Origin of the sequence: Bariatricus sp. HCP28S3_A4 (assembly GCF_052066395.1) — a bacterium.
Classification (GTDB): domain Bacteria; phylum Bacillota; class Clostridia; order Lachnospirales; family Lachnospiraceae; genus Allocoprococcus.
Window position 1 is genome coordinate 33,362 of record NZ_JBQHSE010000017.1, and the last position, 16,224, is coordinate 49,585.

Annotated in this window: 13 protein-coding genes; 11 read left to right on the forward strand and 2 right to left on the reverse strand. The window is 37.2% G+C overall.

Features of this window, described 5'->3' with window-relative positions; translation table 11 throughout:
* Positions 1-42 precede the first annotated feature (42 nt).
* The 7 genes from ACTNBF_RS09855 to ACTNBF_RS09885 all read left to right on the forward strand — a co-directional run bounded on the left by ACTNBF_RS09855 (position 43) and on the right by ACTNBF_RS09885 (position 8,751).
* A complete protein-coding gene (locus tag ACTNBF_RS09855) occupies positions 43-660 on the forward strand; it encodes a recombinase family protein (RefSeq protein WP_441089169.1) in 618 nt (205 codons plus the stop codon).
* A gap of 428 nt (positions 661-1,088) precedes the next feature.
* Positions 1,089-1,421 (forward strand): hypothetical protein, encoded by a 333-nt coding sequence (locus ACTNBF_RS09860; RefSeq protein WP_441089170.1) that lies wholly within the window; start codon positions 1,089-1,091, stop codon positions 1,419-1,421.
* Positions 1,422-1,570: 149 nt separating this feature from the next.
* Positions 1,571-2,383: a PP2C family protein-serine/threonine phosphatase gene (locus tag ACTNBF_RS09865; protein ID WP_441089171.1), complete on the forward strand. Its 813-nt coding sequence runs from the start codon at positions 1,571-1,573 to the stop codon at positions 2,381-2,383.
* The gene (locus ACTNBF_RS09870) at positions 2,373-4,472 is read left to right on the forward strand and encodes a protein kinase domain-containing protein (protein WP_441089173.1); all 2,100 of its coding nucleotides are present in this window, start codon (positions 2,373-2,375) and stop codon (positions 4,470-4,472) included. The genes ACTNBF_RS09865 and ACTNBF_RS09870 overlap by 11 nt, the downstream gene beginning before the upstream one ends.
* A gap of 55 nt (positions 4,473-4,527) precedes the next feature.
* Entirely contained in the window at positions 4,528-6,870 is a 2,343-nt protein-coding gene (locus ACTNBF_RS09875; protein ID WP_441089174.1) for an ATP-binding cassette domain-containing protein, read from the forward strand.
* 1 nt (position 6,871) lies between these two features.
* Positions 6,872-8,158, forward strand: a complete 1,287-nt coding sequence (locus ACTNBF_RS09880; RefSeq protein ID WP_441089175.1) for a hypothetical protein — start codon at positions 6,872-6,874, stop codon at positions 8,156-8,158.
* A gap of 134 nt (positions 8,159-8,292) precedes the next feature.
* Entirely contained in the window at positions 8,293-8,751 is a 459-nt protein-coding gene (locus ACTNBF_RS09885; protein ID WP_441089176.1) for a hypothetical protein, read from the forward strand.
* Positions 8,752-8,956: 205 nt separating this feature from the next.
* Here ACTNBF_RS09885 and ACTNBF_RS09890 read toward each other — a convergent pair whose 3' ends face one another.
* Positions 8,957-9,361 carry an Abi family protein gene (locus ACTNBF_RS09890; protein ID WP_441089177.1) on the reverse strand — a complete coding sequence of 135 codons (405 nt, stop codon included), beginning with the start codon at positions 9,359-9,361 and terminating at the stop codon, positions 8,957-8,959.
* A 178-nt stretch (positions 9,362-9,539) separates the two neighbouring features.
* Positions 9,540-11,870 carry a tetratricopeptide repeat protein gene (locus ACTNBF_RS09895; protein ID WP_441089178.1) on the reverse strand — a complete coding sequence of 777 codons (2,331 nt, stop codon included), beginning with the start codon at positions 11,868-11,870 and terminating at the stop codon, positions 9,540-9,542.
* A gap of 430 nt (positions 11,871-12,300) precedes the next feature.
* Here ACTNBF_RS09895 and ACTNBF_RS09900 point away from each other — a divergent pair, with 430 nt between their 5' ends.
* The 4 genes from ACTNBF_RS09900 (at position 12,301) to ACTNBF_RS09915 (ending at position 16,060) form a co-directional block, all read left to right on the forward strand.
* Entirely contained in the window at positions 12,301-12,453 is a 153-nt protein-coding gene (locus tag ACTNBF_RS09900; protein WP_441089179.1) for a hypothetical protein, read from the forward strand.
* Between the two features lie 191 nt (positions 12,454-12,644).
* On the forward strand, positions 12,645-13,964 hold the full coding sequence (locus tag ACTNBF_RS09905) for a caspase family protein (RefSeq protein ID WP_441089180.1): 1,320 nt from the start codon (positions 12,645-12,647) through the stop codon (positions 13,962-13,964).
* A 147-nt stretch (positions 13,965-14,111) separates the two neighbouring features.
* Positions 14,112-15,812, forward strand: coding sequence for a recombinase family protein (locus ACTNBF_RS09910; RefSeq protein WP_441089181.1), 1,701 nt, complete (start codon positions 14,112-14,114; stop codon positions 15,810-15,812).
* Between the two features lie 56 nt (positions 15,813-15,868).
* Positions 15,869-16,060, forward strand: coding sequence for a hypothetical protein (locus ACTNBF_RS09915; protein WP_441089182.1), 192 nt, complete (start codon positions 15,869-15,871; stop codon positions 16,058-16,060).
* Positions 16,061-16,224: the final 164 nt, after the last annotated feature.

Genomic DNA, 16,224 nt, shown 5'->3' on the forward strand with positions numbered 1-16,224 from the left:
TCATCAAAGAAACTTGGTGAAAGAAGGATATGGAGGGAACAAATGAAAAATGAAAACAATATTTATGGATATGTTCGAGTATCCAGCATGGATCAGAATGAAGATAGACAAATGATTGCTCTTTCCGAAGCAGGTGTATCGGAAAAGAATATTTTTAAGGATAAGTTGTCGGGCAAAAGTTTTGACAGACCACAGTATAAGAAGTTGGTAAAAAAGTTAAAGGCTGGGGATCTGCTATATATTCTCAGTATTGACCGCTTGGGAAGAAATTATGAGGAAATCCAAAACCAGTGGCGTATCATTACGAAGGAAAAAGGAGCTGATATTTGTGTGCTGGATATGCCACTTCTGGATACAAGGCAGGGAAAAGATTTGATGGGAACTTTTATTGCAGACCTTGTGTTGCAGATCCTGTCTTTCGTGGCACAAAGTGAGCGTGAAAATATCCGTAAACGACAGGAACAGGGAATTGCAGCTGCGAAAGCAAGAGGTGTCCGTTTTGGTAGACCGGAAAAGCCTGTGCCGGATAATTTTGGGAAGATCGTGTCGGATTGGGAAAAGAAAAAGGTTTCTTTTGAAAAAACATTGGAATTATGTGATATGAGCGAAGCGACTTTTTATAGGAAATTACGTGAATACAGGCTCAGGAAAAGTGGGTAGAAAGTAAATGCGGCTATCAAAAGGTTACCTTTTGATAAAACTATTATGAAAATATTTCTCATCAAAATCTTTTTGATTTTATTTAAAAAAATTGCAAAATCCTTGTCATTTTGACTTTATCGTAGTAAAATTTTTATTGTATAGACGGCTATCAAAAGGTAAACCTTTTGATAATTGTGTATTTGAATCGTTATAAGTAATGAAATATCCCGTTGGTAAAATTCATTTTACAGAATAATTTCTGAAGTTGTATATAATTTAAATCGATATAAAACAGAACACGGAGTTTTAGGCCTACGTTCACAATCATTATCATATTAAGTGGATGGATGAATTTTGGGGCAGTATTTAGGCTTCGATTGGAAATGTTAGTCTTAAAAGCAACGTGGTTAAATTACAAAATTTAGACAAAGAAAAGAGGAAGAGAAATGAAGAGAATTTTTAAAGTATTCGCCTTAGTTACAGTATTTTGTTTTTTGCTATCAGCATGTAGTTCAGGAAATAATTACGAGAAAAATATTTTAGGAAAATGGTCTCTCGACGAAGAAAGTAAAGGTTATTACGATTTGACTTTTTTTGATGATGGTACTTGCATATATAGTGATAATACAGGAAGTAGCTGTGATTGGGCAATTGTAAATGACAATAAATTGAAGTTAGACCTTGATACTCCTATTTATACCATATCTTCTATTACATCTGAGAAGATGATTCTGCTGGATGGTGATACAGAAGTCATTTATCACAAAGTTGAAGAGTAATATCTAACATTTTTAAGAAAAGGTAGGAAATAAAATTCATCCATCATCCATTCACTTAATATGATAATGATTGTGACATTTGTTACATAGTATTCATCACAGATTTTACTAAACTTTTATTAAAACGTATTCATAACAGGGGGAAAAGCATGAAATATAAAATTCAATATTCTTGCGTTAGTCATGTTGGAAATTATAGAAGCATCAATCAAGACAACTTCATATGCAATGGTAATTATTTGAATGAAGAAAGCGATAAAATAAAATTTCCGCTGACTGGATATCTGCCCCGAGACCATTCTTCAATTATAGGGATTTTTGACGGGATGGGCGGTGAAGAATGCGGGGAAGTTGCATCGTTTTTGGCGGTAAAGGAAGCAGCTTCAATTACACCAACAGAAAAGGTGATTGAAACTTTATTAGAGCTTTGTAAAAAAGCCAACGAGAGCATTTGCAACTATGCCGCTGAAAACGAAATTTCTGCCATGGGAACGACGGCAGCTCTTCTTTTATTCACAAAAAAGGAAATAGGTTTGTGCAATATTGGCGACAGCAAAATATTTCGTTTTGCGAATGAAAAACTGGAACAGCTTTCTATAGATCATGTTACTGTTGCGGCTCATGGAATAAAACCACCGTTATCACAAAATCTTGGTATTCCTCCGTCAGAGATGATTATTGAACCGTATATCGCAATGGGGCAATACAATATCGGTGATATATATCTGATTTGCTCAGACGGATTGACAGATATGTTGACACAAGAGGAGATTGTAAATGTTCTTCTCACGTCACCTCTCAATAACGCAGTAAATCAGCTGTTGGAACAAGCACTGGCAAAAGGAGGGAAGGATAATATCACAATTATTCTTTGCAAAATTGAACGGGAAAATAATGGCGTTTTTAATCGCCTGTTTAAATCAAAACTGAAGAAAAAGGAAGGAAATACTAATGGAAATTAATGTGTTAAAACAAATATGGCCGGAATGGCAAGTTGAGGGAAAACCTCTCGGAAAGGGATCGTATGGTGTAGTTTATAAGGCAGTTCGCAGAGATCACAATGTGGAAAGTTACGCAGCAATTAAGGTGATTTCTATTCCAACCGACCCATCAGAGGTGGACTCGCTACATTCTGAAGGATTGGATATGAATGCAACCAGAACTTATCTGCAAGGTATCGTAAAAGATTTTGTCAGCGAAATTCAGCTTATGGAGTCGTTGAAAGGAGTTCAAAATATTGTCAGCGTTGAAGACTATAAAGTTGTAGAAAAAGCTGACGAGGTTGGCTGGGATATCTATATTCGAATGGAATTACTCACGCCATTTGACAAGTATAAATGCGATAAAAGCATAACAGAAGAGGATATTATCAAATTAGGGTGTGATATTTGTACAGCTCTTGAGATTTGTGGAAAACGAAACATTATTCATCGTGATATAAAACCTGCGAATATTTTTGTGAATGATTTCGGGGATTTTAAATTGGGTGATTTTGGTATTGCTCGTAAATTGGAAAATATGTCCGGTGGTCTCTCTCAGAAAGGGACTCCAGATTACATGGCACCCGAAGTGGCAAACAATAGTGATTATGATTCTCGGGTTGATATTTATTCACTAGGAATTGTACTTTATCGTTTGCTTAATTGCAACAGACCGCCATTTTTGGATACTGAGAAACAACTTCTGAGTCCAAGCGAAAGAAAAATCGCATGGGATCGTAGAATTCGTGGAGAACAGTTACCGGCACCGTGTGAGGCTTCTCCGGCTATGGCAGACTTGCTCCTTCGTGCTTGTGCTTATGACCCTAATATGCGTTTTGCTTCTGCTACAGAAATGAAGCAGGCACTTATGAGTGTTGCTAATGGTACTTATCAGATGTTGGCAGTCAATGATCTGGATAAAACAAAATCTGTTCGCAAGGCGACAGATAGTTATGACAAAACCCGTTCTGTACGTAAAGCACCTGCTACCAATTATCAGTCAGGTCAGGTTGTAGGTTCTTTCGGGAATAAACCGAGCAAAAAGAGTAATTTACCTAAAATAATTCCTGCTGTATTAGCGGTTATTGTTCTTGTAGGCGTGGGTATATTTGCAGTTCCTAAAATCATCGATAACGATGAAACTGCCATAACATCAGACAATACTGGCTCAGAAAATGGCCAATATTCCAAAGGTGATGAGGAACAGATTGCCAATATTATTGCAGATGCAGAAGCGTTAGCTACTAAGGAAGACTATGAGGGTGCACTTACTAAAGTAAAGGCTGGTCTTGTTACTTATCCAAAATCAGAGGAATTACAAAATAAATCGGATGAATATACAACTATGCTTAATACACAGATTAAAGAAAAGGCTCTTGATGATGCGGATACTCTTGTAAAATCTGGCGATTATCTTGCAGCAATTCAAACTATTGAAGCAGCAACTAATACTATTGGCGAGGATGCAGAACTTAATGCTAAAGCAAAAGAATATGAAAATTCGTATGTATCTGAGACTTTAGAACAAGCTAACACATTTGTTGAAAATAAGGATTTTGATGCGGCAGACAAATTGCTTGAAACTGCTTTAGGAAAGTTCCCAGATAATACAATTTTAAAACAAAAGATACAAGAAATAGATGAATGCCGACCAAAATATTTGCTGGATGTTATTGCTCCTTATGAAAAGCCGTATCATTATGAAGATCATAATACAGTACCTTTCTCAATGGGTGGACAATCATTTACGCATGGTTTTACTTGTATGGGATATGGTGATCGCAATCTTGGAAATCTTACATATTTTAATCTTGGTGGGAAATATACAGAATTGTCTTTTACAGCTGGAATTGTTGACGAACATGCTCCAGTTAACGGCGAGACAATCGTGTTTAGTGTTGCAATTGATGGTAATGTAGTAGATAGCTTTGAAATGAAAGAAGGAGATTTACCAGTTGATCGTACAATTACTATTCCACAAGGAAACCAACTTGTTTTCTCTGTATATAGTAATCAGGGTACAGCATTTTATGATGGAAATTATGGTATAGCCAATATTACTGTTAACTAAAGATTGCCTAAGAGTTTATGAACAAACAAGATTTAAATGAGGAGGTTAATGTTTCATGCAAGATTTAGATAAAACAACTCATTTTATCGGCGCAGGGAATCAAACATCCAGTTCGCTGGTAACGATTTTTGACGGAAGCTCTGCTCCCTGCACTATCAGACTCAATGAATTTGGAAAAAATTTTATATACTTCGGTCGTGACCCGAAAAATGATATTGTGCTGACGTCGCACCTTGTTTCGGCAGAACACGGTCGTTTCGTCTACAAAGGCAGTGCTTGGTACATGGAAGATAAGGCGGCATATAAAGGCAATGACCAAGGCAGTACTAATGGTTTGATATACAACAATGCTTCCATTATTTCACGAAGTGTCAGTGATGGTGATTTCATTCGAATTGATGACGGTGTTGAGACTGTTGTTGAAGGTGTTCTATTTGTATTTTCTTCCGCTGATTCAGAAAGCAAGTGGCAGTTTAAGCCACTTGCCGGAGAACAGGAACTTACCATCGGTCGTGACAAAAGCTGTGATATCGTGCTGCCGCATGTTTCCGTGTCCAAATGTCACGCAAAGATTAGCCGTGAAAACAGAGGTTATTGTATTGCTGACTGTGGCAGTACAAATGGCGTCATTGTTAACAACAAATGTATTTCTGGAAAAGAAAGACTGCATGAGAAAGATGTTATTGCTATAACGAACTCCAAACTGATTTTTACCGAAAATGGAATTTACTATTGCTGTTACAAGAGCGGAATTTCTGTAGATGCTTCTGATATTGTTATCAAGCGAGGAAAAGGAAAAAAATCTTTTATCACCAGCAATCATGTGAGCTTAAACATAAAACCGGGCGAATTAGTTGCAATCATTGGTGGTTCTGGTGCAGGTAAATCCACAATATTGAATTGTATGTGTGGTTATCTGAAGCCGACACAGGGAGATGTGTTCATTAACGGCGTGAACCTTTATCAGCATTTCGATTCATTAAAAAAGCTGGTCGGATATGTTCCACAGTCTGATATCGTATATGATAATCTTACATTACACGATATGCTGTTGTATACCGCTAAATTGCGTCTTCCTAAGGATACAACTCCTATTGAGTGTGAAGATGCAATTACTCGTGCGATTGATATGGTTGAATTGCCGGATAAAAGGGATAGTCTTATCCGTTCTCTTAGTGGTGGACAACGTAAAAGAGCAAGCATAGCGGTTGAGCTTTTGTCTGATCCGAACCTGTTGTTCTTGGATGAACCAGCATCGGGATTAGATCCAGGAACAGAACGCAACTTGATGCAGTCACTTCGAAAAATGGCGGATGCTGGGAAAACGATTATGCTGGTTACTCACAGCACACTTCAGCTTAAAATGTGCGATAAAATTGTATTTATGGGTAAAGGTGGTAATCTCTGTTTCTACGGTTCTTATGACGAGGCATTGGCGTTTTTCGATGTTTCTGATGTAGTAGATGTGTACAACATGATTACGGATGAAGCGAAGCACTGGAGTGCTAAATTTGAAAGGTCAAGAGTGGCTCCCAGCAAAATTCGTCAAGCCTCTGCAGCTTCTGGTAAGGCTAAGAAAAGTCGTTTTAGACAACTTCGAGTTTTAAGCGTTCGTTACTTGAAATTGGTTGCTAACGATAGACAGAGACTTCTGTTGCTTTTAGTACAAGCACCATTACTTGCGCTACTGATTTCTCTTGTTGCCGATGGTAAGCAGTTCGAACAATATGAAATGACAAAAAGTCTGCTGTTTGCACTGTCCTGTTCGGCATTTTGGGTTGGAATGCTTAACGCAATTCAGGAAATCTGTAAGGAACGTACTATCATGAAGCGGGAATATATGACCGGGTTATCATTGAGTGCATATGTGTCCTCTAAAATTATCGTTCTCGGAGTACTTTGCTTGATTCAGAGTGTGTTAATTACAGGAGTTTTTAGCCTGATGGTTGGTCTCCCGAAAGATGGAATACTAACGCATCCATTTTTAGAGCTGTTGGTCACTACTTTCATCACTGCTGCATCCTCCACGGCAATGGGATTGTTTGTATCCTCATTATTTACCAATGCAGACAGAGCAATGACCGTTGCGCCTATTCTGCTTATGCCTCAGATTCTGTTTTCTGGGCTGATTTTTAAGCTGAGCGGTGCTACCGAAATTATTTCATGGCTTGCTGTTTGCCGCTGGAGCATGGAGGGATATGGAACAACCGCTAATCTCAATGATTTGCCACTAAGATTGCAGCAAGAAGGAATTATGATTCCTCATGAAGTGGAATCGTTTTTTGAATTTACATCTTCTCATTTAGTTGCAACTTGGGGCATCCTTATATTCTATACCGTTGTTTTCTTGATTCTTGCCAGAATTGTTCTGTCAAAGATTGGAAAGGAAAAATCATAATATGGATGGTTATGATATACGAGACTATGATTTTACAGATGCGGCTTGGGAGTCATTATATGATGTTGTTGATGATGTCGAGTTTTCAGAAAAAGATGCACAGGTAATCTATGATTCTCTCAGGCATCATTTGAAAATCAGGTCTTTCGGGGATTATCTAAAAAGATACATATATTTAAAGGCAGAATTGACAGAACCATTTGAAAATATACCATTAAAAGAATATCAGCTGATTATCCGAAGTACGTTTTCTGATAATCATACACCATCATCTTTCAACCAAACAACAGCAAAATTAAGTGCGTTATCAAAAAATTGGTTAACACAGCAAACTGTGAAACGTAATGTTGTTTTTCTTTTGGGATTTGGTTTGAATATGAATGTGGATGACGTAAATATGTTTTTGACTAAGGCACTGCGTGAGCCGGAAATCAATCCCAAGAATCCATTTGAGGTGATTTGCTGGTATTGTTATAAGAAGCGTTTCAATTATCTTAAATTTGAGCAACTATGGGATATTTACAAGGATACTCCGGCTAATACGCTTGATATAGGACGTATTCATGGCGAATATACCATCAGTGTACGAAATTCAATGCTATCAATTCATGATGACGCTGCCCTAATAGCACATCTTTCGAGACTTAAGACAAAGGGAGATGTGTCCGTTATGAGCCTGACAACCAGAAAATGTTTTGATACGCTGTATGATGAAGCACGGGATCTTATTGCTAAATTGTATAATACACAAGAAAGCGAAAAACATTGTGAGGCAGTTCGTGAGTATATTCAAAAATTATCTCATAATAATCGATTGTCTGATTTGGAAAAGCAAAAACGCATAAATCAGTTTCGTTCTAAACAAAAAGTGTTTAGACGAGAAGATATTACAGAAAGTGATATTGAACATATTATCTGTGCTGCTATTCCAGTAGATCGACATGGAAATTTAACACCAAGTAAAGCATCAAAGTTAAATGCACAATTTTTCGGAAAGAGGTTTAGTCGTCAGCGTGTTGGAGATATTTTGTCTGGAAACACCGAAATCACCCGGTTTGACTTGATTACGCTTAACTTCTTTGTTTTCTCTCAGAAATTAGATGCACATCCAAATGCAGAATCAAGGTACACACAGTTCTACGATTCTACAAATGCAATGCTAGAGCGGTGTTTTCTTGGAAAGATGTATGTGCAGAATCCATACGAGTGTTTTGTGCTGATGTGTATTCTTTCAGATGACCCATTGGGCACTTATGCTGATGTATGGGAATTATCATATCACCAATAACAAACATCATGGAAGAGATCATTCATATCAGAGGGGTGGTCTCTTTATGTTTTTGGAATGGTAAAATTCATTTTACAGATTTGTATTTAGAAGCAGATATAATGATAACAGAATAAAACGAAAGGATGAAGATTATGAAAAAAGTCAGATGGATTATTATTTCTATAGTTGTATTGATAGTTATTTCAATTACCTGTGCCGGTATTTATTTTGTAAATACTCCAGATTATGCTCTTATGAAAATTATGAAGGATGTAAAGGAATCTGGAATGGAGGGGTTAAGTGCACATCTTACATCCAATGCTCAGGAAACTTTAGACACGGTATCAGGGATTACCGATAATAAGCTTTTTACTATGGTTATGGGTTTGTTAAATGAAAATGATTATGCAGATGTTTTGAAAAGTAAACTTCAAGAAACAGAATGGGAAATCGAAGATATTCTAAAAAGTAGTGACAAAGCAACAGTCATTTTATCATTCAATTATGATGAACGTCTAATTGGAACAATTGAAGGCTCTATGATTAAAGAAAATGGAAGTTGGAAAATTGACGGATTAAAATTTCCGAAATTTGATGAGATAAATTGGTGATATACCTGTTGTCTTTGAAAATAAAAACGGAGCGAAGGAGGTGTCAAGTATGTGGAAGTGGACATGGGGATTTAAAATCGTTTGGTGGGCACTTGGTGGCAATAATGTAGTTTATTAATTAACTTCAAATATCCAGTGCATATCTCAAAAGCCGTGACTTGTAGAAATATAAGTCACGGCTTTTGAACGTTATAAAAGAATAAAATTAAAACATGCTAACCAATCGTGTAATATCTCCAACGGTTCTGCGTGTAACATTGTAATTGTTCACATCCAGATATGCGGTTTGTTGTTCGCCGTACTTTTCACAGAAGTAGTAAGAGAGCATGGATTTTAACTGACGTTCGACATGTAGTATGTATTTGAGAAAGAGAGTTCGCAATTCTTCATCAAAATAGTAAAATGCAGTAATTACCTCAAAGGTAACACCATGCAGATATTTTCCAGAAGGTTTGTGTTTGAATAAATCTTTATACCCACCGATCAGAGAAAAATAGCCTAATTTCTGTAAAGTCTCTTTGGCAAATTCGGTATCAGAAATTACAAGCAGTTTTTCTTTTGTCAATTTTTCGATTTGTTGCTCATAAGTGAAAAATGGTTTATTAGGCATTCCCGACTCCTCCTTTGCAGAATAAGTGTAAAAAAGGAGCCCACGCATGGACTCCTTCGGCTGCGGGCATCGCAAGTTTCCGCAGCGCAACCACTAACGGTAATATACCTTATGGCAGTCTGATTGTCAAATGGTTTTTCAAAAGTGGCAGTAATAGTGTATGCTTTTCTGCTGGTAATTATGAGCGTTTTATGGGAAGTAGTTTTTGTTTGTATTTTTCTGCTAATTCCGGTTTGTTCCATCTTGCATATAAGCTGTATAGATGGCGGTAAACAGTTTTCATATAATCATTATCTGCACCCATAACGGAGAATACAATCTGTTCCGCTTGCAGCAGATGCTTTTCGGCTTCGGCAGGTTTTCGCTCTCCGAGAGCCAGAATGCCATACATGGTCTGGCAGATTCCGTAGTCCAGACACTCTGCACTTTCATATTCCAGAACAAGTGATTCGTATAGGGATAATATCTGTCTTGCCTGTTCCCATTCTTTTCCAAGTAACAGCATATTGGTCAGATTCATCATTTGCTGGAGTGTATCATGTGATTCCAGCAGACCAAGATGGGCGTATTCTATCCGTATATCAAAAGCAGTACGGAGTGCTTGGGCAGCTTCTTTTCCCTGTCTCAGATAGAGATAGGTGTTGGAAAGATTATTGTATAGGTTGGAAAGCAGGCTGGCAGAAGAAACATCTGCATCTGGTGTATGAAGTTTCTCTATAAGTTGAATTGCTTTCTTACGTTTCTTTAATGCGTTGTCAAATTCCTTTCTCAGCACAAACAGTTCGGCTTTATAATCCAGAAGTAATGCTCTGTCACATATGGTGTTTAATTGGTATTGCTCCATCATATAAGAAATTCGCTCCACCAGTTTTGGAAGATAATCTGTAACCAGATATTTTTCCAGATATGGGAACAGATCCTGTAAAAAGTCCAGATAATCTCTTGGATTATCTACAATAATCCGTTCCGTCACGCTGATGAGTGACTGAATCACTATTTCTGGTCTTCGCACTTCCAATCCATGTACCAGACAGACTATGTGAAGGTTCTCTAATAAGGTATGACATGAGGATACTGAAGGAAATGTTTCTGCGAAGGATATTTCCTGTATCATTGGATGTAGGCTGATTTTTTTATTTTCTGTATCTTCTGTAATAAATCCATAACGGATGAGGTGGTTCACATCATTCAGATTTTCTAATCGTAACCATTGTTTTAGATATACTTTGCTTATTCCGGATATTGGCAGGAGCGATAAATTCCGAAGAATATCCAGTTTTGCTTCATCCAATTTGTTTAATTGCAGGAGCTTTTGCAGATGTTCTTCCATTCGTGCGTTGGTAAAGGTTTCATCTTTATAGAGTTCCACTTCTTCCGAAATACTGGGGCAAATGCTTGAAGTTTTTAATTCATACAACAATTCTTCAATGTCCATGCCACTTGCTTCTAAAGTTAGGGCAGAGAGGCATACGGTAAGGGTGTGGGCATTTAGCGCATCTATCATTTCGGATACTGCTTCGGCTTCTGACTTCGCAGATGGACAGTGACGGAAGAAAAGTTCAGTTAATTCTTTTTCTTTATCCAGTTCTTTCAGTTCCAAGGTTTCAAAGGATGTAATCTTACAACGGGTTGTTATGAGTATCCGGAAGTTGTTTTTTATAAATTCTCGGAAGAAATCATCGTCTTTTGGCAGAATATTGAAGTTGTCGATGATCACGAGACTATCCTGATACAACTGTTGAAGATAATGATAATGTGACTGAAACAGCTCATCTTCCGTCATTTCCGCAGTATCTGTGGTGAATTCCAGACCAGCGATACATTTTTTCAGATTCCCAGTGTAGTAAATATAAATAATGTTGGTATATTTCTTCTCGTTTTTCTTAGCATATTGTTTCGCAAATTCACTTTTCCCAATTCCGGCGATACCCGTAACAAACAGAAGAGAATTGTTCTTGAGCAGCGTGGCTGCTTCGGACAGTTCTTTTTTTCTGCCAATAAACGCTTTGGTACAGGAAGGGGTTCGCCCGGACAGTAACTTATCGCAGAGTTCCAGGGAAAATAAATTCTTCTGAGAATGGTCGTTTAAAATGGCATAACGGATAAGGGTTGTAAAAAAGGCAGCATTATCTGTTGTATTCTTCAATTCATTTGCCATTGTTGTTCCTATCATATCCACGCTCTGGTCAATAAGCATTTCAGCCTGTGAACGGGCATTTGGTTCGTTGATCAGGTTCGGGAGAATCTTTTCGTCAAAATCATTTTTCATTTTATCCCAGTGATTATCATCGTCATAGGTTCTGATGATTTCAATAGGAATCGGTCGGACACCATTACACCAGCGGCTGTAGAGAATATTATTATCAATGCTTAAATCACTGCTTTTAACTTTGTGTTCACCAAAATATAGAGAAAACATATCGTGGATCATCCGATACTGAGGATAGGTCTTCTTTTTATTATCCAGTAGGACACCGATGATATCGGCAAAGGTCAATCTGTTTTTCAAGTCAATTTCCTTTCTTTTGGCAACTTCTGGTCAAGTCACCGTCAATTATATTTCCATAAATATCTTGTTATCATTGGCTCATAAACGTAGCCGGATGAAGCGAAAATGTTTCCGAATTGGCTACAGAAAAATTATAACACATCAAGAACTGATGTCCTATAAGAACTTTGAAAAGTGAATGAGCTGTATCTCTTTTGTAACAGGATTTGCCAGAATGTCAAAAGACGGAGCGAACAAAGACACTTCCGCAAGGGTACGAGAGGATCTCGACAAGGAGAGGCGTACAGGCTATCGGCAGATAGCTAAAGGTCAACTGGAACGTTGACGCAGGAGATACAAATGGAAGCCAAAGCAATCACGATCAGCTTTTCACAAATTGTCTTAGGATGCACCGGAAGAAGGTGATAGTAAAAAGGAGGAGTGAGAGATTATGACAAGAGAAATGGAATATGCAAAATGCATGGCGGTATTAAGGAAGATTGTCCGTTTAGAACTGATTACAGAAAATGAATATGTGGCAGTCAGAAATAAATTGATGGACAAATATCTCGTGGTTAGGGATTTTGATAATCGGGTGGCGTAGGATGTTACGTTATTAAATAAACTAAGTTCAGTTAAATTCATTTAGTCTTGTTAATTAGAAAATTGAATATTAAAAAGAAAAGTGTTAGAGTTATGGTGAACGAGAAAGTATTAATTTATGCCTATCCCCTTGGTATAGAAAAGTTTTTTTACTAAGGATGATAAATTAGAAATATGGAGTTGTGAATACAGATGAATAGATATGCAATACTGATTGGCTGTGAAGAATATACAAATTTTAGTGATATCTGCTTTTGCCATGCAGATGTAGAATTAGTGAGAAGTACGTTGATAGAATATTGTGACTATAATGATAAAAATACAGAAACAATAGTGCAATATAAAGGTTGTGATGAGACTCCTGAAGTCATATATGAGAAGTTGGAGGAAATAATCGAAAGAGCTGAGCAGGAAGATACTGTTTTATTCTATTTTGCAGGACATGGTGCAAAAGAAGAGGATAAAGGTTATTTGCTTTTAGCTGATTCTTCTGCAAAAGATTATGGAATGACTGCTTTGAATTTAGGAACGATTAATAAAATATTACGCAACCCAAAGGTAAATGGAATAATTATTTTAGATGCGTGTCATTCGGGAATAAATGCAAGAAATACTTTTACGCCGCTTGTTATGGATAAAATGAATGATACAGGTTGTATTACTCTTGCTTCGTGCTCGGAAAATCAGGAAAGTAATCCTTATCCAGAACAAGGACAGGGCGTTTTTACCTACTATTTATGTGAAGAAATAAAAAATACAGAGCCAGGGACACCGATTTATATAGAGCAATTAAAATTTAAGGTATGTAACAGTGTAGAAAAATGGGCAGAAGAAAATTGTAAAGCACAAACGCCTACATTAAATGGTCAGAGTGTTGGAAATGTTTCGATTGCAATTAGAAATAAAAAAGAATATAACAATAATTTCTATCAGTTTGAAAACCAAAGCTCCAATAACTCTTATAAAGAGGTCATAGTGGGGAACATATCAAAATCTTTAAAGCTGTTTGCGACGAATGTGGAAGTGCTATTGAATGATTCGGTAAGTGTAACTACTGACACTCCTAATCAAATACAACCAGAGGAACGATTTTCTTTATTTTATCCTATTATGATGTCATGGTTATCAACGCAAGGAGATATGTCGGAAGTCAATATTATGGAGGCGGATTTAGAATGGCGTGCGTTTGGAGAATTCTTCGTGTATATGGCTAAAGATACTGACGAAAAACAATGGATTGTAATGCTTAATATTTTGAAGAAAATGAATTACTCAAGTGTGATTCATGCTATTAAAAATTTGAGAGAGGTAAGAAAATATTATGAAAAATTTGGAAAAGAATATAAATATCACCAAGTGATACTTATCTCTAAAGGAAGAGAAGAAGAATTGATAAAAACAATCAATACACATACAAAAATAAAACGAATGTATGATGATAGAGGGATTAAAAATTCTGTAGTGTATTTGCAAGATGGGAAATTTGTTAAAATAATGGATAATTATTCTTAATATATGAAGCAACAACGGCGGAAACTTAAATTTTTTTCGCACATTCGTTAACAATTTAAAAAGACGATATAATGTCAGCGTACAAAGGAAATATCTTTTGTATAGCTGACATTTTTATATGAATGAAGATTTTAAAGGAGGATGCCTATGGGTAGAGTAGAAGTTTTAGAAGCAACAAGAACTGCACCGAACAGTAGGGGTAGGGTAAGAGGAGAAGCATTAAAAGTAGAAAGGATCAGAGTGGCTGCGTATTGTCGTGTATCGACAGATGACGATGATCAGCTTGGAAGTTTTGAATCACAGAAACTTTATTACGAAGATAAGATTCGTACCAACAAGGATTGGGTCAATGCTGGTATTTTCGCTGATGAGGCGATAACAGGAACAAAGGTAGATAAGCGTGAGGGATTTCAGTCAATGATACAGAAGTGCCAGAATGGAGAAATTGACTTGATTCTGACAAAATCTATTTCACGATTTGCAAGAAATACGCTGGATACACTTTCCTATGTGCGAATGCTTAGAGAACGTAATATTGCCATTTTCTTTGAAAAGGAAAATATCAATACAATGGATATGAACGGAGAGATGCTTCTTACTATTTTAAGTTCGATGGCACAGCAGGAAGTGGAATCCTTATCACAGAATGTGAAGATGGGACTTAAAATGAAAATGAAGCGAGGAGAGATGATTGGTTTTAATGGTTGTCTTGGTTATGATTATCATCCTGAGGATAAGACCTTAACGGTCAACGAGGAAGAAGCAGAAATTGTTCGTTTTATCTATGATATGTATTTGCAGGGATATGGAACTACGACCATTGCAAAGAGATTGGTGGAAATGGGCAAGAGGAACAAAAAAGGTGAGGTCAGTTGGCACACTCATGGAGTGATGGGGATTATTAAAAATGAAAAGTACAAGGGAGATATTCTTCTTGGAAAAACATTTACCACAGATCCGATTTCCAAGCGCAGACTGGCAAATAAGGGAGAGGAGGAGCAGTATTATATTCGTAATCATCACGAAGCCATTGTTTCCAGAGAGGTTTGGGATGAAGCGGAAAGAATCCGTCTGAAAAGAAATAAGAATATCGTAGTGGAAACTACAGGCAATCGGGAACGATATACCAGACAGTATGCGTTTAGCAGTATGTGTGAATGTGCTTTTTGTGGGCATAAGCTGACGAGACGAACCAGACACAGCCGTTCTGATTATGAAAAGCCAGTATGGCAATGTATGAATGCTACGAAGAATGGAATCAAGAATTGTCCGTATTGTAAGGCGATTGATGAAGCGATTTTGGAGGGAGCATTTATAGAAGCTTTTGGTCTGCTGGCTGGGAATTTTGAAGATGTGTTAGAAGTTGTTATGGAAGCGGTGGAAAGTTCTCTTACGAATGAAGAGGATGTTCGCAGAAGACAGCAACTTGATAAAGATATTTCTTCTTTGAAAAGCAAAAAAAGCAGAATGACAGATATGCTGATTGATGGTACAATAACAAAAGAAGTTTACGATGATAAAATGATTGAATTTAATCGAAAACTTCATGTACTTGATGGAAAGAAACAATTATTAGACGAGAGTATCAACAAGCAAAAAGATGTAGGAAAGCGAATGGCGGAACTTCGTCTGACACTGGAAAATGAAGAGATTCTGGATGAATTTGACAGAGTGGTCTTTGAAAGTATCATAGACAGAGTATTAGTCGGTGGTTACAACGAAGATGGAACAGCAGATCCGTATAAACTGACTTTTGTATTAAAGGGAAATCAGTCGGGTGTTGTACCAAATGCAAAAGAACATTTTAAAGAGAAAAAGAATTCAGAGAAAGGCAAGATGGTGTCATAAGATGGAGAAAAAGCTGGCAGTGATTGTTGATAATAATGATGAAATAACTACAAAAAATGATAGCACAAAAATGTGTTCATCTGGCGCAGACGTGGTGGTGGAAATGTGTTCACCAGAGAGTGACGACACATGTGGAGACTGTGTGCCTCTTGAGCAACCGAAAACCTGACTCATATGTGCACCTGAATCTGAAGATGGAAGACTACTACAGAATCAAGGATGCCCAGAAAGAGCAGGACAAGAAATAACCATCATAATATCATACGGAACCAACAGTAAGAGCTACTGATGCGAAAAAGCATTGGTAGCTCTTTTCTTTTTCTCCGGAGCAGGAAAGGCGGTGGTGCGTATGAGAGCGATCTGAATATGTCGGGTAAACAGAGTATTAAATCGAAAATCAGAGTAAACCGAA